We start from the raw sequence: 18,646 nt of genomic DNA, 5'->3' as shown, positions 1-18,646 counted from the left end.
GCCCGGCTTCACCATGGGCAACGCCTGGCAGTTCTTCATGGGCTACCGATTCGCCGTCTTCAACTACGCCACCCAGTCCCTGGGCGGCGCGGTCACCGTCAACCGATTCGACCTGACCACCCCCTGATGACGACCCTGTGCCCGTAGTCTGATCAATGAACCCGGTACTCCCGATTTCCCCGGGAGTGCCGGGTCTGATCGCGCCTCCCCGGCAACGAGAAACAGGAGCACCAATGCCCGACGTGACGGGTCCCGAGCATTCCGAGCAGGTCCTGAAGCGAATCAACACCAAGGTCCCGCACCCCGCTCGGATCTACGACTACCTGCTCGGCGGCAAGGACAACTACGCGGCCGACCGCGAGGCGGCCGAGCAACTCGTCAAGGTCTCGCCGGGCACGCGCGAGGGCGTCCGCGCCCACCGCGCCTTCCTCCGCCGGGCGGTGCGCCATCTCGCCGCCGAAGCGGGGATGACGCAGTTCCTCGATCTCGGCACCGGCATCCCCACCCAGGGCAACACCCACGAGATCGCGCAGCAGGCCAACCCCGAGGCCCGGGTGGCGTACGTGGACAACGACCCCATCGTCCTGGTGCACGGCCGCGCCCTGCTGGCCGGCACCGGGGTGACCACCGTCCTCGAGGCCGACATCCGGGAACCGGAGACGATCCTCACCCATCCCGAGGTGCTGTCCGTGATCGACTTCACCCGCCCGGTGGCCGTCATCCTGGCGGGTGTCATGCACTTCATCACCGACCAGGAGGATCCGTACGGCCTGGTCGAGCGGTTCAAGGCCGCCGTGCCCTCGGGCAGCCACCTGCTGCTGTCGCACATCACGTCCGACTTCGCTCCCCAGTCGCGCGAGGAGTTGACCAAGCCGTACGACAAGAGCACGGCGCCCATGGTGCCGCGCAGCCACGCCGAGGTGTCGAAGTTCTTCGAGGGCTGGGAGCCGGTCGCCCCGGGCATCGTCGAGGTGGTGCGGTGGCGCCCGGACGAGACCGAGCGTCAGGAGCACATCCCGGGCGGGGGCCACGCCTGGGCGTACGGCGGCATCGCGGTCAAGCCCTGACCGAGGAGCCCTGCGCTCATCCCTCCGCGACCGGCCGGTACGTGCACACCTGAGCGCCGGTGCCGCCGCTGGTCGCGGAGACCAGTTCGAGTCCGTGCCGCAGGCCGTCGCCGGGGAAGATCGACTTCCCGCCGCCGAGGATGACCGGCATGACGATCAGCCGGAGCTCGTCGACCAGGCCCTCGTGCAGGAGGGTGCGTACGAGGCTCGGGCTCCCCATGACGACCAGGTCGCCCTCGCCGGCCTCGCGCAGCTTCCGGATGCGGACGACGGCCCCGTCCCCGGGGATCCGCGTGGTGTTCCAGGTGAGCTCGTCGCCCAGTGTGTCCGACACCACGTACTTCGGCAACGCGTTCATCCGGTCGGCGAACGGGTCGCCGGCGCGCTCCGGCCACGCCGCCGCCATGTTCTGCCAGGTGCGGCGGCCGTAGAGCAGTCCTTCCGCCTTCTCCACCGTGTCGTCGAATGCGGCGCCGACGGTTTCGGCGTCGAAGAACGGGCCCACCCACCCGCCGTGGGCGAAGCCGCCGTCGGTGTCCTCTTCGGGACCGCCCGGCGCCTGCACGACGCCGTCCAGGCTCATGAACTCGATGACCACGATGCGCATGGCGCTCTCCTCCGCTGGTCTCCTCGATCGTCCAGCCATACGGTAGTCACCGACAAATTTATTTGTCAAGGGCGAGAGCCCGTGAGACGACCGTCTCGGCGGGCCGGCCGAGCACCCGTTCGAGGTCGTCGGTCCGCTGCTCCAGCATCCCCGCGCGGATCTGGGCGTTGATCCAGCTCATCGGGCCCGGCCCGGCGTCGGGCACCTCGCGATAGGGCACGCCGAGCGCCTCGGCCACCTCGGGATAGCTCCACAGGGGCCCGGTGAAGTCGTACGCCCGGCCCAGATGTCCCTCACCGGTCGACACGTTGGCCGCCGCCTCGGCGAGATCCGACCGGAATGCCGTGTTCAGCCCGCGCCCGCCGGTGCTGCTGGTGATCTCACCCTCGACGGCCCGCGGGACGAACGCGTCGCTGTAGAAGGGATGGCGCAGGAACGTGTACGGCAGGCCGCTGCGGAGTATGGCCTGCTCGGTGGCGTGATAGGCCTCCGTCATGCCGGTGGCGGCGACGCCGGCCCCCAGGAAGCTGGTGAAGACGATCGCCCCGATGCCGGCCTCCTTGGCCGCGGTCACCGCGTTCATGTGCTGCCCGATCCTGCGGGCGGTGTCGAGCTCCGGAGAGGAGATCAGGAGCAGACGGGCGGCTCCGTCGAACGCCTCGCGCAGACTCGCCGGGTCGTCGTAGTCACCGCGGCGCGCCGGCACGCCCTCGGGCGCGCGGCCGGGGTCGCGAACCGCGGCCACCACTTCCGTACGGGTGCGTAGATGCTCGATGACGAGGCGGCCGAGCGCGCCGGAGGCGGCCGATATCACGATCATGAGGCAAGTGAACTCCCGGCCATCGCGACCCTGCCACTGCTTTTCGGGCGGTAACGGGCACGGTAGTCGTCCCAGTCCCAGGTGGACAGGAAGGCCGCGGCGGCCGTCCGGCCGTTGCGGTAGAGGTGCAGCTTCCGCCGCTCGTCGAGATCGAAGTCGACCACCCCCACGCTCTCGGTGTCGACCTGGATGGTCCTTGCGCTCACCCAGGGCTGGTTCAGATACGTCTGGTCGTGGCCGACGATCGCGGTCCCGACCAGGGACGTCAGCAGTCGCAGGGCGGGCAGATGGGGAGTCCCGGCGAACGGCAGCCTGAGCGTGTCCTCCCGGACCGCGGGGAGCAGCTTCACCCCGAACGTGGGCCAGCGCGGCTGCTCCCCGTCGGGCCGGTCGAGCGTGTCGATGGGGAAGTTGGACAGCACGCCGCCGTCCACGAGTGTCGACACCAGGCCGGTCTCCGGGTTGGCGATCGTGACGGGCTCGAAGAAGAAGGGGATCGACATCGAGGCGCGGACCGCGTCGGCCACCAGCTGCCTGCCCGGCTCCGCCACGCCGTAGACGCTCCGGTAGTCCCACGGCAGGCGCACCAGCCGGCCCAGGGTGACGTCCGTGGCCGTCACCACCAGGCTGTAGCGCTGGTCCTCGCCCATCCAGGGCGCCGGGTCGTCGAGCGCCAGGTCGTCGAACGTCTCGACGCCGAGGCCGGCCAGCTCGTTCCCCAGCCACTCCCGCAGGTAGTCGCCCTCGAACACGCCCCGTTCGAACAGCAGGGACAGCAGTGAGAACCCCCTGCCGACCAGCGGGAGGCGCTCCGCGGCGGACCCGTCCCTGAAACTGCGGTAGTCGACGTCGAGCAGGAGCTCGCGCATGCGCTCCGGCGGCATCCCGGCCGCGGCCAGCGCTCCCACCACCGCCCCCGCGGACGTTCCCGCGACGCGGGTGCCGGCGGCCCGCCCGAACCGGTAACCGCCCGCGTGCAGTTCGTCCAGCGCGCCGACCAGGCCCACGCCCTTGACGCCGCCGCCCTCCAGCACCAGGTCGGCCCGCATGTCTCCCCCGGCCATCGGCCCCGCCTTTCTTCCATCCGTCCCCGCTGTTCGTGCCCGCCCGCAGGGAAAATGGTGGTCATGAGCCGACCCGTACTCGCCTCGGTTCCGGCCGGGCCGGTGGAGGTGCCCGGTGTCGTCGCCGAACTCGCCGGGGACGACGCCGTCACACCGGTCTGGCGCAACGAGCTCGGTGGCCTGACGTTCCGGCTGGAGGACGCGAACGGCCGCACGAGGTACGTCAAGTGGGTCGCCGCCGGCACCCCGGAGATCGACCTGCCGGGCGAGGCGGAGCGCCTGGAATGGGCCGGGCGGTGGGCAGCCGTCCCCCGGGCGCTGGCATGGGGCTCGGACGCGGAGGGCGCCTGGCTCGTCACGGCGGCGCTTCCCGGCCGCTCGGCGGTGGACCCGCGCTGGACCGCCGACCCCGCCACCGCCGCGGCGGCGATCGGCCGGGGGCTGCGCCTGCTGCACGACACCCTGCCCGCACAGCAGTGCCCGTACGACTGGAACGCCGAACGGCGGCTCCGCGACCGCGACGAGGCCCGGCGGCGCCTCGGCGAGCCGCCCGCCGCCGACCGCCTCGTCGTCTGCCACGGCGACGCCTGCGCGCCCAACACCCTGCTGCACGACGACGGGGCGTTCGCCGGGCACGTCGACCTCGGCTCGCTCGGCGTGGCCGACCCGTGGGCCGACCTCGCGGTCGCCGCGTGGAGCACGGAGTGGAACTACGGCCCGGGGTACGACGCCGTCGTGTACGACGCGTACGGCGTCGCCCCCGACCCGGAACGCATCGCCTACTACCGGCTGCTGTGGGACGCCACGTGAACCTCTAGTCCTCCTGGTCCTGGGGATACCAGCGCAGCTCGATGACGTTGCCGTCGGGGTCCTTGACGTAGACCGAGGTGGCGACCCCGCGCGCCCCGAACCGGCGGCCGGGCCCGTCGATGACGGTGAGGACGCCGGCGTCGATGACCTCCTGCCAGTCCAGCGGGTCGACGACCAGGCAGAAGTGGTCGACGTTCGGCTCTCCACGGGTGCCGCGCAGCAGATCGATGATCGCGTCCGGCGACACCCGCACCGAGGGGAACGGCGCCTCGCCGGCCCGCCACTCGTCGACGCGCACCGGCTCCAGGCCGAGGACGTCGCAGTAGAACGCCAGCGAGCGCTCGACATCCTCCACGGTCAGCACCAGATGGTCGAAGCCCTTCACGCGCATGTTCGCTTTGCTCATGGGCTCCACGATGCCAGGACCGGCCGACAATCCGCGGCCCTCCGCGCGTGACCTATTCGGTATGGGCCCTTCTGCAACACGTTGCGATTGCGATAGAAGATCACTCGTACCATTTCTCCTCTTCTCGAGGTACATGTGAGAAAGATCCTGCGAATCGCCGCGGCCCCGATGTTCGCCGCGGCCTTCCTCCTCGCCACCCTGTCCGCTCCCGCGAACGCCGACACGACCACCGGTACGACCGAGAGCGACGCCGAGATCGCCCAGGAGTGGCAGACCGCCTGGGACACCTACAAGTTCTCCGACACCACGCCGCCCGCGCCCGGCTCGGGACGCAGCCGGGCCACCAACAGCATCTCCGTCGACATCGACGCGCCGATGCCGGGCACCTTCTACAAGTACTCGGACTTCAACAACCACCTGGGCAGGAACCCGTTCCTGAAGCGGGTCGTCACCCACAAGCAGTGGGGCGAGCCCCCGGCGCTCTATCGCAACCTCACGGCCATCGAGGAGATCCCGTACGAGGGCATGCTCGTGGTCAGCAAGACGCACGCGCAGCAGCGTCTGCACGCGGACAGGTTCTACTACGAGACCGACAGCTGGTCGGAGCCCAACGTGGTGACGCACCAGAAGATCACCTTCACGCCGCTGCCCGGCGGGAAGACCCGCGTCACGGAGAACCTCACCTTCGAGGCGGACAGCTCGCTGATCGACTTCGTCGCCGCGAACGGCACCGCCGCGCACCAGCAGCTGCAGGGTGCTCTCAAGCAGGCGATCGAGAGCGGCGAGCTCTGATCCCGATCCGGCAGCAAGAAGGGCGTCCTCCCGGTGGGAGGACGCCCTTTTCAGTGCCGCCGGGCTCTACCGCCCGATGCCGCCTCTGCTCTCTGCGGCCCGCAGGTTCTGGTTGATCGAGCAGTTCTTGATCCCGTTCTGGCAGTTGCCGCTGAGGGAGTCGGTGAAGACGCTGACGCTCGACACCTGCTGGGTGCCGGCGAAGTCGACGGCGCTGTTGCCCGCGGGGGCGTTCACGTTGCGCTTGCCGGTGGACAGCTGGAAGGGCGGGCTGCTGATCGTCGGCGCGTTGGCGGTGTTGATTCCGGTCGTGCGCTGGGTGCCGCCACCGTCGTCGCCGTCACCGAAACCACCGCCGAACCCGCCGCCGAACCGGCCACCGAAACCGGCCAGACGGGCACCGAGGCGGGCGCCGTGACCACGGCCCTTCTTCCCCTTGCCCTTCTTACCTTTCTTGCCCTTGTTGCCCTGGCTGTGCGCGCCCGGCGCGTGACCTTGCCCGTGCGGGCCGTGGCCGACCGCGGGGGCCGGCGCCGCCAGTGCCGGCGACGCCGCCGCGACGTTCGACATCGCGATGAGGATCGCGGCGACGGCCAGACGCCGGGCGGACGCCGTCACGACGGGGGAAGTGCCTGTTTTGTTGTCGCCCATCCGATCCACACCTGCTCTATCGTTCGCCCTGCCATTCGCCTCCTGCGCGTCCGCTTCGGGACACAAGCGGCGCATCCGGCTCATACCCCTCGCTCCGCCTCTCTTTTCCCCCCGGAAAGTCAGGACGTGGCGATGGCGGTGAGCACGTCGAGCCTGGCCGCGCGGCGGGCGGGCAGCAGCCCGGCCAGCAGGCCGGCGACGGCGGCCACCGCGACGACGAGCAGGAGCTGACCGACCGGCAGCGTGAGCGTGGCCTCGGTGGTGCGGCCCAGCGCGGTGACCGTGCCCGCGGCGAAGGCGACGCCCAGGCCGACCCCCGCGACGATCGCCAGGGCCGCGACGAGGACCGCCTCACCACGGATCATCCAGCGCATCTGGGCGCCGGTCATCCCGACCGCCCGCAGCAGCCCGAGCTCCCGGGTGCGCTCGATGATCGAAAGGGCGAGGGTGTTGGTGATGCCCATCAGCGCGATGAGGACCGTGAGCATCAGCAGCGCGGTCACCAGCCCGAGGACCTGGTCGATCATCGCGTTCCGCCCTGCGACGGCCGCGGCCTGGTCGCGCACCTGCGCGGCCGGGGCGTCGGCGAGGGCCCGTTCGATGGCCCTCTTGGCGTCCGCGCCGCTCACTCCGCCGGCCACCTTGACGAAGACGCTCGCGTCGACGTGCTCGCGGTAGTTCCGTTCGAAGGTGTCCAGCGAGATGACGTAGCCGGTCGACAGCGCCTGGGCGTCGCGGTCACGCAACAGGCCGACCACCGGGAGACGCTGCACGCCGGTGCGGGAGAACGTCATCGCCAGAGTGTCGCCGATCTTGAGGTTCCGCTCCTTGGCGACGTTCGCGGCCAGGACGATCCCGCCGTTCGCGACGGCGTCCAGTCGGCCGGCCACCATGTGGAGCGAGGTGACGCGGGGCAGCGTGACCGGGTCGACCGCGGTGAGCGCCTCGGTCGACTGGCCGTCCTTCCAGTGGCCATAGCGCAGCCGGGAGGCCACGGCGACCTGCGGCAGCTCGCTGACGTGGTGGTAGGCGTGCGCGGGCAGGCCGCCCAGCATCTCGTTGCGGGCGCTCTCCACCACGTAGTCGGCGGTGATCGCCTCGGTGTACGACCGCGCGGTCGAGTCCTTGATCGAGGTCCCCAGCACGGTCATGAAGCTGATCAGCGCGAGGCCGAAGGCCAGCGCCAGTGCGGTCGCGGAGGTACGCCGGGGCGCCCGCGCGGCGGACTCGCGGGCCAGCCGTCCGGGGACGCCGGCCGCACCGAGCGGCCGTCCGAGCAGCCGGATCAGAGCCGGGGTGACCGCGGGCCCGAGCAGGGCAAGCCCCACGACGGTGCAGACCGCCGCCTCGCCGAGCACGACGACCGACCCCGGCCCGGCCAGGACGATCGACAGCCCGGCCGCGCCGAGCGCGGTGAGAACCGCTCCGACGACGGTACGGCCCCAGCCGGCCCGCCCGGGGACGTCGTCGGCCGACGAACGCCGCATCGCCTCGACCGGCGCCACCGAGGCGGCGCGGCGGGCCGGCCCGAGCGCCGACAGGACCGTGACACCGACCCCGACCGCGAACGCGACGACCAGGGTCCGGGGCGTGACGACGAGCCCGCCGTCGGGCAGCGTCATCCCGAAGGCCCCGGCGAGGTCGCGCAGCCCCGCCGCGCAGGCGACGCCGAGGCCCGCGCCCGCCGCGGAGGCGGCCAGCCCCACCAGCAGGGCCTCGCCGAGCACCGAGCGCATGACCTGGGCGCCGGTGGCCCCGGCCGCGCGCAGGACGGCCAGCTCACGCGTGCGCTGGGTGACGACGATCGAGAAGGTGTTGGCGATGAGGAACGCGCCGACGAGCAGGGCCGCCGCGGCCAGGGCGAACAGCATCACCTGCAGGTAGGAGATCTGCGTCTTGGCCGCCGCCGCGCTGGACGCCGCGACGTCCCGGCTGGAGGAGACCTCGTACTCGGCGCCGATCGCGGCCGACACCGCGGACCGCAGCCGCTGGACGTCCGCTCCGTCCGCGGCGACGACGGCGACCTCCGAGGCGTTGTCGCCGAGTGCGAGCAGACGTTGCGCCGCGGGGCGCGTGACGAGGGCGACCGTGGTCTCGGGCAGCCCCTCGCCCGACCCGAACCCGGCCAGCCCCACCACGCGCAGCCGCTCCGTGCGCTCGGCCCGTACGGTCACCTCGGAGCCGAGGCCGATGCGGTGCCGCCGGGCGGTCGCCGCGTCGACCACGACCTCGCCCTCGGCGGCCGGGGCGCGCCCGGCGCGCAGAGTGAACGCGCCGACCGGGGCGGGCTCCCACGACAGCAGCAACGACGGGCCCGCCGGGACGATGGTCTTCCCGCCGACGCCGATCAGTCCCTGCCCCCGGACGACGGGGGTGGCGGCGGCCACGCCCGGCACCGCGCGGACACGGTCCACGACCTCGGCGGGCAGCGGGTCGCGCTCGACCTCGACGCCCATGGCCGAGTCGAACGCGGCGGCGTCGCGGACGGTCAGGTCGACCCCCGCGGTGGCCGTACGGAACTGGTCGTCGAGCAGCCGCTGGGAGGTGTCGGTGAGCACCAGGCTGCCGGTGACGAAGGTGACACCGAGCAGGACGGCGAGCAGGGTCAGCGCCAGCCTGCCCCGGCGGGCGACGGTGTTGCGGACGATCAGGTGCCACATCGCGATCACTTCTCCCTCGCGCCGAGACCCGCCATGCGGGCCAGGATGTCCGGGACCTCGGGGTTGTACAGCTCGCCGGCCACCCGGCCGTCGGCGAGGAACGCCACCTGGTCGGCGTACGCCGCGGCGTTCGCGTCGTGGGTGACCATGACGATGGTCTGGCCCAGCTCGTGGGCGGCGTGGCGGAGGAAGCCGAGCACCGCCTCCCCCGCCCGGGAGTCGAGGTTGCCGGTCGGTTCGTCCGCGAAGACGATCCGCGGGCGGGCGGCCAGCGCCCGGGCCACGGCGACCCGCTGCTGCTGCCCGCCGGACAGTTCGGCGGGCCGGTGCCGCAGCCGGTCGGCCAGCCCGAGCATCGCGACGATCTCGTCGATCCACGCCTGGTCGGCGCGCCGCCCGGCGAGGGTCAGCGGCAGCACGATGTTCTCGGCGGCGGTCAGCGTCGGGACCAGGTTGAAGCTCTGGAAGACGAAGCCCACGTGCTCGCGGCGCAGCAGCGTGCGCCGCCGCTCGCTCAGCCGGCCGAGGTCGGTGTCCCCGATGAGCACCTGCCCTTCGTCCACGGTGTCGAGGCCGGCCAGGGCGTGCATCAGCGTGGACTTCCCGGACCCGGACGGTCCCATGACGGCGGTGAACCGCCCGGCGGGGATCGACAGGGTCGCGCCGTCGAGGGCCCGGACCGCGGTGTCACCGCGCCCGTAGATCTTCACGACGTCGCGGGCCAGCGCGGCGACGTCGGTACGCGGGAGTGTCCCTGTGGTGGTCGTCCCAGTGGTGGTCGTATCAGTCATGGTCATGGCGGGCTCCTGAAATGTCGCGAATCTGCCGGTGCTGCTCGGCCTGCTGCAGCAACTCGTGATGCCTCAGATGGATCAGCTCGGGGAGAACGGGGAGGATGAGGTGCATGACAGGAGCGTCGCGGTCCGGGCTGTCCGAGGGCTGGCCGCCGGCTTTGCCCGCTCCTGGCGGTCTCCTGCGGGCTCGGACAGCGGACGGACAGCGGGCCGCCAGACCGGGACGGCACGCTGGACGGCATGGCAGACCAGAGCCGTCAGGGGGCGGCGGAGGAGACGACCGTGTGTGTGCCGGCACTGCTGTGCCGCCGGTGCGTCCGCCTCCTGAGCAGGCACGTACGAGACGTGACCGGCGTCACCTCGTTCGAGGTCGACGCCGCCCGGGGCCTGCTGCGCGTACGCGGAGACGTGGACGCCGGGCACCTGCGGACGGCGCTGGCGTCGGCGGGGTTCGCGGGTGACCGGTGCGAGCACCGGCGCGCCTGAGCTGGGTCTGTGAGCTCAGTCCGTGAGCGCCGCGGCCGTCTCGCGGGCGCGGGCGGCCTCGTCGGGCAGGCCCGCGTCGGCGGCGCAGTCGGCCAGGAACGACCACAGGCGGGCCCTGGCCCAGGGGAACTCGCCCTCCTTCAACAGGGCGACCGCGTCCCGGCACTCTTCGGCGGCGAGGTCGGCCTTCCCGCGCACACGCGCCATGCGGGCGCGGCCCCACGCGGCCCACGCCTGGCAGCGGGGGTTGCGCGCCCGCCGTGCGACCTCGTCCGCCTCGGCGAGCAGCGCCGTGACGTCGTCGCCCTCGTCCAGGTCCAGCCGGGTGTGGGCCATGTGCACGAGGGCGAAGGTCAGCCCGTGGAAAGAGTTGCGGCCGCGCACCTCGTCCACGGACTCCCGCAGGACGGCGAGAGCCTCCTCCCGCCGCCCGGACTCGCGCAGGGCGATGCCGAGATGCGCGAGGATCGCGCTGCCGATGATGCGGTCGCCGACGGCCCGGGCGAGGTCGAGGGCGCGCCGCCACTCGACGGCCGCGGTCGCGAAGTCGCCCAGGCGAAGGGCCAGCAGGGCCTCCAGATACTGGCTCATGCCCAGCCACCAGCCGCCGTCGGAGTCGCCCAGGTCGCGGCGGCTCCGCTCGATCATCGCCCGGTAGCGCCCGGCGTCTCCGCCGTACTGACCGGCCCAGGCCACGACGAGCCGGGAGATCGCGGCGTTGCGCACGTCGCCGATCTCCTCGAGGATCGCGAGGCTCTCCTCGGCGGCGGCGACGGACTGCGGGGTCGGGTAGTAGACGTGCAGGAACCCGATCCCCTGCAGCGCGCGGGCCCGTGCGACGGTTGAGCCGCCGCCGGTCTCCAGCAGCATGGTCAGCGCCCGCGTGCCCTCGTAGCGGATCCCGTAGTTCCAGAACCACACGAGCGCGCAGGCCAGCCGGAAGCCGTTCTCGACGTCGCCGCCGTTCACCGCGTGGTCCACGGCGGCGCGGAAGTTGTCATGGTCGTCGTTCAGCCGGGCGAAGACGGCGGGGTCGCGGACGCCCAGCCCGTGCTCCTCGGCGAGGCGGACGAAGTGGGCCAGGTGGCGGTCGCGGCACTCCGCGACCTCCCCGGCCTCCTCCAGCCGGGTCCACGCGTAGTCGCGGACGGTGACGAGCAGCCGGAATCGCCCGGTGGCCGGTTCCGGCACCACGAGGGACCGGTCGACCAGCCGGAACAGCAGGTCGAGCACCTCCCCGCGGCTGACGCCGCCGAAGGCGCACACCTCCTCCGCGGCGGCCGGGGTCCAGCCGCCGCGGAACGCCGCGAGGCGGCGCAGCAGCCGCCGCTCGGCCTCCGGCAGCAGATCGTGGCTCCAGTCGAGGGTGGCGCGCAGCGTGCGGTGGCGGGCCTCACCGGTGCGGGGTCCCGCCGTCAGCAGCGAGAACCTGTCCGCGAGCCGGGCCTCGATGTCGGCCGGAGACAGCGCCTTGACCCGGGCGGCGGCGAGTTCGATGGCGAGCGGCATGCCGTCGAGCCTGCGGCAGATGGACGCCACCACGGGAGCGGTCTCGGCGTCGAGCGTGAACGAGGGCCGTACGGCACGGGCCCGCTCGGCGAAGAGCCGGACGGCGGGATCGTCTCCGAGCGGGCCGACCGCGACCTGCACCTCGCCGGGTATCGCCAGCGCCTCCCTGCTGGTGGCCAGCACGCGCAGACGCGGGCAGGCCGCGGCCAGCCGCTCCACGAGAACGGCCACGTCGTCCACCACGTGCTCGCAGTTGTCGACCACGAGCAGCGTGCGGCCGTCCCGCAGGTGCTCCTCGACCGCGTCGGCCGCTCCGGTGCCCTGCGTCACCACGCCCAGCTCGGCGGCGAAGACGCCGGCGACGTCGGTCCCCGGCTGTAGGGCCGCCAGACGGACCAGCAGCACGCGGTCGACCGGGGTCTCGTCCGGCGTCTCGTTCACGCGGCGGGCGATCTCGAACGCGAGCGTCGTCTTGCCCATCCCGCCCGGGCCGGTGAGCGTCACCACCCGCGCCTCCGCGAGCCGCTCCAGCGCCGTCGTCACGTCGTCCTGGCGGCCGATAACCGACGTCAGCCGCCGCGGCAGCCGGTCGGCGTTCTCCGGTGCCCGTTCCCTGGCGGGTACGGCGGGCGGCCCGCCGGCGGACGGGACCTGCTGACGGAGGATCGCCTCGGCGAGCGCCTGCAGCTCCGGCGACGGGTCGATGCCGAGCTCGTCGGCGAGACCGCGGCGCAGCGCCTGGTAGGCGGCCAGCGCCTCCGCCTGCCGTCCACCGCGGTACAGCGCGAGCATCAGCAGGCGGTGCAGCCGCTCCCGCAGCGGGTGTCGCGCCACCAGGCGTTCGATGTCGGCGACCGCCTCGTTGTGCCCTCCGGACTCCAGCAGGAGCTCGATCCGGTCCTCGACCGCGCCCAGCCGCAGCTCCTCCAGCCGGGCGCTTTCCGTCGTCGCCCACGTCGTCTGGCCGACGTCCGCCAGTGCGGGCCCCCGCCACAGCCGCAGCGCCTCGTCCAGGCAGCCGATGGCGGCGGTGACGTTGCCGGCGGCCGTCTCCTCGCGGGCGCGGACGAGCAGCCGCTCGAACACGTGCGCGTCGACGGCCTCGGCGAGCGCGGCGAGCCGGTATCCGGGGGCCTGCGTGACCAGGACGTCCGCGCCGAGCCCGGCGGCGGCGAGGGCGCGGCGCAGCTTGGACACCCGGATCTGCAGAGCGTTCGCCGCGTCGGCCGGCAGGTCGTCGCCCTCGTCGCCCCACAACGCGTCCGTCAGGGCGTCCACCGGCACCACGCGGCCGCAGGACAGCGCCAGCCGGGCCAGCAGCGCTCGCACGGACGGCGGCAGCGCCGCCGGAGAGCCGTCGGACCCCCGCACCTCGGTGGGCCCGAGAACCGCGAACGTCACGGCGGTGTTCGGCATGTCACTCCTCGTCATCCCCGGCTACGCCGGGACTGCCCAATATTAAGGGGCAATGAGTGATTTGCCGGGATCATTTGCGGTGGCTGTCAGCCGCTCGGCCAGGGCGTGCGCGTCGCGCCCCACCCACCCCAGCACGGACGAGCCGCGGGCCCGCTGCCAGGGCAGACCGAGGAAGTACAGCCCCGGCCAGGCCGTGACGCCCTCGCGGTGCACCGGCGCCCCCTGCTCGTCCAGCACCGGCACGTGCAGCCAGGGATAGTGCGCGCGGAAACCGGTCGCCCAGACGACGCCGTCCGGGCGCACGCGGCGGCCGTCCGCGAGGACGACGTCCCGCCCCTCGGCGTCCACGGCGCGGTCCACCCGCTCCACCCGCCGCAGCAGCCGCTTCACGTCGGTCCCGATGATCAGCTCCCGGCTTCTGACGCGGCGCCCGATCCGGCTGTCCCCGCGGATGTCCATGAAGCCCAGGTGGGAGAACCACCAGAACAGGTCACGGCCCAGCACGCGCTGGGGCAGCACGCGGCCCATCGACGAGACCGACAGCCGGACCCGCCGTCCGCTGCCGGCGAGCTCCTCGGCGATCTGCACACCGGTGTTGCCCGCGCCGACGACCAGGATCTCGCCCATGGGGAGCTGCTCCGGACGGCGGTACACAGTGCTGTGCAGCTGGGGGACGCCCGGGTCGAGGCCCGACGCGAAGGCGGGCGTCCGCGGCGTGTGGAACGCCCCCGCCGCGACCACGACCCGCGCCGCCGTGTAGGCCCCTGCCGAGGTCTCGACCAGGAACCGCTCCCCCTCGGGCCGTACGGCCGTGACGTGACGGCCGAGGTGCACGGGGAGGGCGAACCGCTCCGCGTACGTCTCCAGGTAGTCGGCCACCTCGTCCTTGTCCGGGTGGCCGTCCGGGTCTCCCGGGAACGGCAGGCCCGGCAGCCCGTCGTACCGGCGGGGAGTGAACAGCGTGAGCGAGTCCCACCGGTGGCGCCATGCGTCTCCGACCCGTTCGTGCGCGTCGAGGATGGCGAACCGCACACCCGCGCGGCGCAGGAGGTACCCCAACGCCAGCCCGGCCTGCCCGCCACCGACGACCAGCGTGTCGTAGTCGGTGTGGCCGGTCACGCCGCCACCTCGTAGCCTGCCTCGGCGATGGCCGCGCAGACGGCGTCGCGGCCGGCGGAGCCGGTGACCACGACGGTCTTGGCGGTGAAGTCGACGGCCACCGAGCCGACGCCGGGCACCTCGCCGACGGACTCCGCGATCGCCTTGACGCAGTGGCCGCAGCTGATGGCCGGGACGGACAGCACGAGCTGGTTCATCGTTCGTTCCTTCACGTCGCGGGCCGCTCCGTACGGCCCGGATGAGAAGACCATGCCGGGCGGCGCTGTCGGTCCCCTGTCTCCGGGCCGACAGGGCCGACAGTGGCCGACAGGGGCCGACAGGAGACGGGCAGCGGGGGGAAAGCGCCGGGCGGGACCGTCGCCTCGAAGCATTCAACCAGGAGGTGAAGCGATGACGGTCATGACGACCGTGCGCACGCTGGACATCGGCGGCATGACCTGCGCGTCCTGCGTCCGCAGGGTGGAGAAGGCCCTCACCCGTGTCGACGGGGTGGAGACGGCCGAGGTGAACCTCGCCACCGAGGTCGCCACCGTCACCTACGATCCCGCCCGCGTCACCGTCGAGACGCTCGCCGAGTCGGTCGTACGGGCCGGGTACACCGCCGGGATTCCCCAGCCTGAGCCGCAGCCGGGGCCGGCGCAGGAGCCCGGCAGCGAACCGGCCGGCGAACCGGACAGGGAGGTCGTCCGGCTGAAGCGCACCTGGCAGGTCACCCTCGCCGCCGGGCTGTCGATGATGGTGCTGATGTATCTGCCGCTGCCCATCGACGCGATGGACTGGCTGATGCCGCTGCTGCTGGTCGTCGCGACGGTCGCGCAGTTCTGGGCGGGCCGTCCCTTCTACCGCGCCGCCTGGGCGGCCGGCCGGCATGGTGCGGTCAACATGCACACGCTCGTCGCCCTGGGCACGACGGTGGCGTACGGCTACAGCGCGTTCGTCACCCTGTGGCCGGCCGCGGCGGAGCGGCTGGGGCTGCCGCTGCACGTCTACTTCGAGATCTCCGTCGTCGTCATCGCGCTCGTCCTCATGGGCCGGTGGATGGAGGCGAGGGCCAAGAAGCGGACGACCTCGGCCATCAGGGAGCTGCTCGGACTGCGACCGAAGACGGCCCGCGTCCTGCGCGGGGACGCCGAGATCGAGGTCCCGGTCGAGGACGTCGCCGTCGGCGACCTCGTCCGGATCCGCCCGGGCGAGAAGATCCCCGTGGACGGCGTCGTCACCGCCGGCGTCTCCACCGTGGACGAGAGCATGATCACCGGCGAGAGCATGCCGGTGCGCAGGGGCGAGGGCGACCCGCTGATCGGCTCCACGATCAACCGGACCGGCTCGGTCGTGATGCGGGCCACCGCCGTCGGGCAGGACACGACGCTGGCGCAGATCGTGCGACTGGTCGAGCGGGCGCAGGGGTCGAAGGCGCCCCTGCAGCGCCTGGCCGACACGGTGTCCGGGTGGTTCGTGCCCGCCGTCATCGGCATCGCCGTGCTCACCTTCGCCGTCTGGGCGGTCTTCGGGCCGGACCAGGGACGGCTCACCTTCGGCATCGGCACCGCCATCGCCGTACTGATCATCGCCTGCCCGTGCGCGCTCGGCCTGGCCACCCCCACGGCGATCATGGTCGGCACCGGGAAGGCGGCCGAGCTGGGCATCCTGATCTCCGGTGGCGACGCGCTCGAACAGGCCCGCCGCCTCACCACGGTCGTCCTGGACAAGACCGGCACGATCACCCGGGGCCGCCCCGATGTGACCTACCTCGTCGCCGTCGCGGGCGGGGACGCCGACGAGCTCCTCACGTACGCCGCCGCGGCCGAGACGGGCTCCGAGCACCCCCTCGGTGAGGCGATCGTGACACGCGCCCGGGACCGCGGGCTCCGCCTGCCCGGGGTGGAGAATTTCGACGCCGTACCCGGCCACGGCGTCGAGGCCCGGGTGGCCGGCCGCGCCGTGCTCATCGGCAACGCCGCGCTCATGCGCCGCCACGACGTGAGCGTCGGCGAACTGGAGCAGCTGTCCGCCGAGGCGGCGGCCGAGGGAGCGACCCCCGTGTACGTCGCCCTCGACGGCCGCCTCGCCGGACTGATCGGAGTGGCCGACACGATCCGGCCCGAGTCGCGTGAGGCCGTCGACCGGCTGCGCGCGCTCGGCCTGGAGGTGTGGATGCTGACCGGCGACAACCGGGTCACCGCCGACGTCGTCGCCCGGCAGGTCGGCATCGACCACGTCATCGCCGACGTACGGCCCGAGGACAAGGCGGCCCGCGTGGCCGCCCTGCGCGAGACCGGCGCGGTCGTCGCCATGGTCGGCGACGGGATCAACGACGCTCCCGCACTGGCGACGGCCGACCTCGGTATCGCCATCGGCACCGGAACCGACGTCGCCATCGCGGCATCCGACATCACCCTCGTGGGCGGCGACCTGCGCGGCATCGTCTCGGCCATCGACCTGTCCCGGCGCACCGTGACCACCATCAAGCAGGGGTTGGCCTGGGCGTTCGCGTACAACGTGCTGCTGATCCCGGTCGCCGCCGGTGTGCTGTATCCCTTCAACGGCGTGCTCCTCGACCCCTCCCTCGCCGCCGCCGCGATGGCGATGAGCTCGGTCAGCGTCGTCACCAACGCGCTGCGCCTGCGCCGCTTCCGGCCCGGCTCCGCCGTTTCCCGGCTCGCCGACTGGGGCTACCTCGCCGGCATCGCCTGCCTCGCGCTGGCCGTGGGCGCCGGATTCACCGCGCTCAGCCGTACGGAGGCGGCGCAGCGCGGGATGAACGGCATGCTCGCCTGGGCGCAGGACACCGGCATGCCCATGCGGCCCGCCATGAGCGTGATGATGACGGCCGAGACCGAACCCGTTCCCGCCGAGGACGCCGGCGTCCGGATGGACATCCAGGTCCCCCGGGACGTCACCCCCGGTGTCCCCGCCACCGTCCGCATCCAGCTGACCGATCCCGCGACCCGCCGCCCCGTCGACGACGTCGTACGCAGCCACGAGGCGTGGATGCACTTCATCGCCACCCGCTCGGACCTGGGCACCTTCGCCCACGCCCACCCCGAGCCCACGGGCCGGCCCGGCGAGTTCTCCGTCCGGCTGACCTTCCCCACCGCCGGCCGCTACCTCGTCAACGCCGAGTTCCGGCGGCGCGGGGAGATGACCGACGTGCTCGACCACCAGGAGATCACGGTCGGCCGCCCGGAGGCTTTCGTCACCTCCGAAACGACGGCTCCGTCTCCCCGCGAGCAGGTCGTCGGCGGCCTCCGGGTCACCCTCGGCGGCGAGGCCGAAGCAGGCGGCAGGAGCGACCTCACCTTCCGCTTCGCGGACGCCTCGACCGGCAGGCCCGTCTCCGGCCTGCGCCCCTACCTGGCCGCCGCCGGGCACGTGGTGATCATGCCGCTCGACGGCGAGGGATTCGCCCACGAGCACGCGGAGGTCGAGGACGACCAGGGCCGCCCCGTCTTCGCCCTCCCGGGTCAGACCTTCGGGCCCGAACTCGGCCTGCACGCCCGATTCCCCCGCCCCGGCCTGTACCGCCTGTGGGGACAGTTCCGCGACGCACAGGGCCGCGTCCTCACCACGACGTTCACCGTCGAGGCCCGCTAGGAACATGCAACACGTGCCGGCACGTGCCGGCACGGCCCGCCGGCTCTGCACATCCGTACGGCACCCTGCTCGGAGGAGCACTCGGATGTGCAGAGCCTCAGCGTGTGCCGGGATCAGCGTGTGCCGGGATCAGCGTGTGCCGGGATCAGCGTCACGCTCACCGCCCACGGGCCGCTATACCCGCAGCCGTCTCGTTCGGGCCGGGTGGTAGGTGAAGGCCCAGCGGTCTTTGCCGGTCTTGTGGCGGGTGTAGCGGTCGGGGTGCTGGTAGCGGTCGCGGTTGTGGAACTGGCAGGCCGGGCCCAGCAGTTGGAGGTCGGTCAGGCCGCCGGTGCTCCAGTTGTCGGCGTGGTCGATCTGGCACCTGGTGGCCGGGAGCGGGCAGCCGTCGACCCAGCAGGTGGCGTAGCGGGCGTAGATCGCCCGCCGCTGGGCGGGGGTGGCCAGACGGACTTTGCGGCCCATGTCCAGGACCTGCCCCTCGGCGTCCATCACCAGGCGCACCAGGGTGGAGGTGCGGGCCAGCCGGTGCACGCTGGAGACGGGCAGCACCTGCCCGGTCGCCAGCAGCAACCCCGGCGCCGTCCCCAACGCTGTCCCCAGCAGCGCCCCCGCCAGTGCCCCCGGCAGCCCTCCGGCCGCTGCTCCCGGTGGCGACCCCGGCTCTGCTCCCGATGACGCCTCCGGTTCTGGTCCCAGCACGCCCTGCGGCGTCCCCGGCTCCGGTCCCGGTGGCGTCCCCGGCTCTGGTCCCCGCGCGCCGGGCGCCTCCCGCGTCTCCGCTCTCGGCCCTCCGGGTCCTCCCGATCTGTCCGGTCCCGTCCCCGGCGCTGCGGACGAGCACCGTGCCC

General features: G+C 72.9%; 17 protein-coding genes. 5 read left to right on the top strand and 12 right to left on the bottom strand.

Translation table 11 applies throughout. The annotated features are described in order from the left end of the window. Positions 1-233: 233 nt before the first annotated feature. A complete protein-coding gene (locus tag HHX41_RS39180) occupies positions 234-1,067 on the top strand; it encodes an SAM-dependent methyltransferase (protein ID WP_169981478.1) in 834 nt (277 codons plus the stop codon). 16 nt (positions 1,068-1,083) lie between these two features. Here HHX41_RS39180 and HHX41_RS39175 read toward each other — a convergent pair whose 3' ends face one another. From HHX41_RS39175 to HHX41_RS39165, 3 genes are read right to left on the bottom strand one after another with little or no spacing between them, the layout of a single operon-like run. Next, positions 1,084-1,674, bottom strand: coding sequence for a dihydrofolate reductase family protein (locus HHX41_RS39175; protein WP_182909976.1), 591 nt, complete (start codon positions 1,672-1,674; stop codon positions 1,084-1,086). A gap of 58 nt (positions 1,675-1,732) precedes the next feature. Next, entirely contained in the window at positions 1,733-2,494 is a 762-nt protein-coding gene (locus tag HHX41_RS39170) for an NAD(P)H-binding protein (protein WP_182909975.1), read from the bottom strand. After that, a complete protein-coding gene (locus HHX41_RS39165; RefSeq protein WP_182909974.1) occupies positions 2,491-3,558 on the bottom strand; it encodes a patatin-like phospholipase family protein in 1,068 nt (355 codons plus the stop codon). Before HHX41_RS39165 ends, HHX41_RS39170 begins: the two co-directional genes overlap by 4 nt. A gap of 63 nt (positions 3,559-3,621) precedes the next feature. Here HHX41_RS39165 and HHX41_RS39160 point away from each other — a divergent pair, with 63 nt between their 5' ends. Next, on the top strand, positions 3,622-4,368 hold the full coding sequence (locus HHX41_RS39160; RefSeq protein ID WP_182909973.1) for an aminoglycoside 3'-phosphotransferase: 747 nt from the start codon (positions 3,622-3,624) through the stop codon (positions 4,366-4,368). A gap of 4 nt (positions 4,369-4,372) precedes the next feature. Here the strand turns inward: HHX41_RS39160 and HHX41_RS39155 are convergent, their stop codons facing one another. Next, positions 4,373-4,774 carry a VOC family protein gene (locus tag HHX41_RS39155; protein ID WP_249349820.1) on the bottom strand — a complete coding sequence of 134 codons (402 nt, stop codon included), beginning with the start codon at positions 4,772-4,774 and terminating at the stop codon, positions 4,373-4,375. Between the two features lie 135 nt (positions 4,775-4,909). Here HHX41_RS39155 and HHX41_RS39150 point away from each other — a divergent pair, with 135 nt between their 5' ends. Further along, positions 4,910-5,566, top strand: a complete 657-nt coding sequence (locus HHX41_RS39150; RefSeq protein WP_182909972.1) for an SRPBCC family protein — start codon at positions 4,910-4,912, stop codon at positions 5,564-5,566. A 66-nt stretch (positions 5,567-5,632) separates the two neighbouring features. On the opposite strand, the gene HHX41_RS39145 is transcribed toward HHX41_RS39150, so the two are convergent. From HHX41_RS39145 to HHX41_RS41535, 4 genes are all read right to left on the bottom strand, one after another. After that, positions 5,633-6,217, bottom strand: a complete 585-nt coding sequence (locus tag HHX41_RS39145) for a hypothetical protein (protein ID WP_182909971.1) — start codon at positions 6,215-6,217, stop codon at positions 5,633-5,635. Between the two features lie 119 nt (positions 6,218-6,336). Then, positions 6,337-8,877: an FtsX-like permease family protein gene (locus HHX41_RS39140; RefSeq protein ID WP_259401676.1), complete on the bottom strand. Its 2,541-nt coding sequence runs from the start codon at positions 8,875-8,877 to the stop codon at positions 6,337-6,339. Between the two features lie 5 nt (positions 8,878-8,882). Continuing rightward, positions 8,883-9,668, bottom strand: coding sequence for an ABC transporter ATP-binding protein (locus HHX41_RS39135; RefSeq protein WP_169981533.1), 786 nt, complete (start codon positions 9,666-9,668; stop codon positions 8,883-8,885). Next, on the bottom strand, positions 9,661-9,783 hold the full coding sequence (locus HHX41_RS41535) for a hypothetical protein (RefSeq protein WP_259401674.1): 123 nt from the start codon (positions 9,781-9,783) through the stop codon (positions 9,661-9,663). The genes HHX41_RS39135 and HHX41_RS41535 overlap by 8 nt, the downstream gene beginning before the upstream one ends. A gap of 128 nt (positions 9,784-9,911) precedes the next feature. Between HHX41_RS41535 and HHX41_RS39130 the strand changes: the two genes are divergently transcribed. Beyond that, complete coding sequence (locus HHX41_RS39130; protein WP_182909969.1) at positions 9,912-10,157, top strand: heavy-metal-associated domain-containing protein; 246 nt, start codon at positions 9,912-9,914, stop codon at positions 10,155-10,157. 15 nt (positions 10,158-10,172) lie between these two features. On the opposite strand, the gene HHX41_RS39125 is transcribed toward HHX41_RS39130, so the two are convergent. From HHX41_RS39125 to HHX41_RS39115, 3 genes are read right to left on the bottom strand one after another with little or no spacing between them, the layout of a single operon-like run. Further along, the gene (locus HHX41_RS39125; protein WP_182909968.1) at positions 10,173-13,082 is read right to left on the bottom strand and encodes a BTAD domain-containing putative transcriptional regulator; all 2,910 of its coding nucleotides are present in this window, start codon (positions 13,080-13,082) and stop codon (positions 10,173-10,175) included. A 42-nt stretch (positions 13,083-13,124) separates the two neighbouring features. Further along, a complete protein-coding gene (locus HHX41_RS39120) occupies positions 13,125-14,201 on the bottom strand; it encodes an NAD(P)/FAD-dependent oxidoreductase (protein WP_182909967.1) in 1,077 nt (358 codons plus the stop codon). Next, positions 14,198-14,398, bottom strand: a complete 201-nt coding sequence (locus HHX41_RS39115; RefSeq protein ID WP_169981467.1) for a heavy-metal-associated domain-containing protein — start codon at positions 14,396-14,398, stop codon at positions 14,198-14,200. The genes HHX41_RS39120 and HHX41_RS39115 overlap by 4 nt, the downstream gene beginning before the upstream one ends. Positions 14,399-14,591: 193 nt before the next feature. Between HHX41_RS39115 and HHX41_RS39110 the strand changes: the two genes are divergently transcribed. Next, positions 14,592-17,795 carry a cation-translocating P-type ATPase gene (locus HHX41_RS39110; RefSeq protein ID WP_182909966.1) on the top strand — a complete coding sequence of 1,068 codons (3,204 nt, stop codon included), beginning with the start codon at positions 14,592-14,594 and terminating at the stop codon, positions 17,793-17,795. Positions 17,796-17,969: 174 nt separating this feature from the next. Here the strand turns inward: HHX41_RS39110 and HHX41_RS39105 are convergent. Then, positions 17,970-18,646, bottom strand: a 677-nt coding sequence (locus tag HHX41_RS39105; protein WP_220504844.1) for an HNH endonuclease signature motif containing protein, incomplete at its 5' end; no start/stop codon positions are given.

The sequence above is a fragment of the Microbispora sp. H13382 genome (assembly GCF_014161445.1).
Taxonomy (GTDB): Bacteria; Actinomycetota; Actinomycetes; order Streptosporangiales; family Streptosporangiaceae; genus Microbispora.
This window is presented reverse-complemented; position numbering and strand designations above follow the sequence as displayed.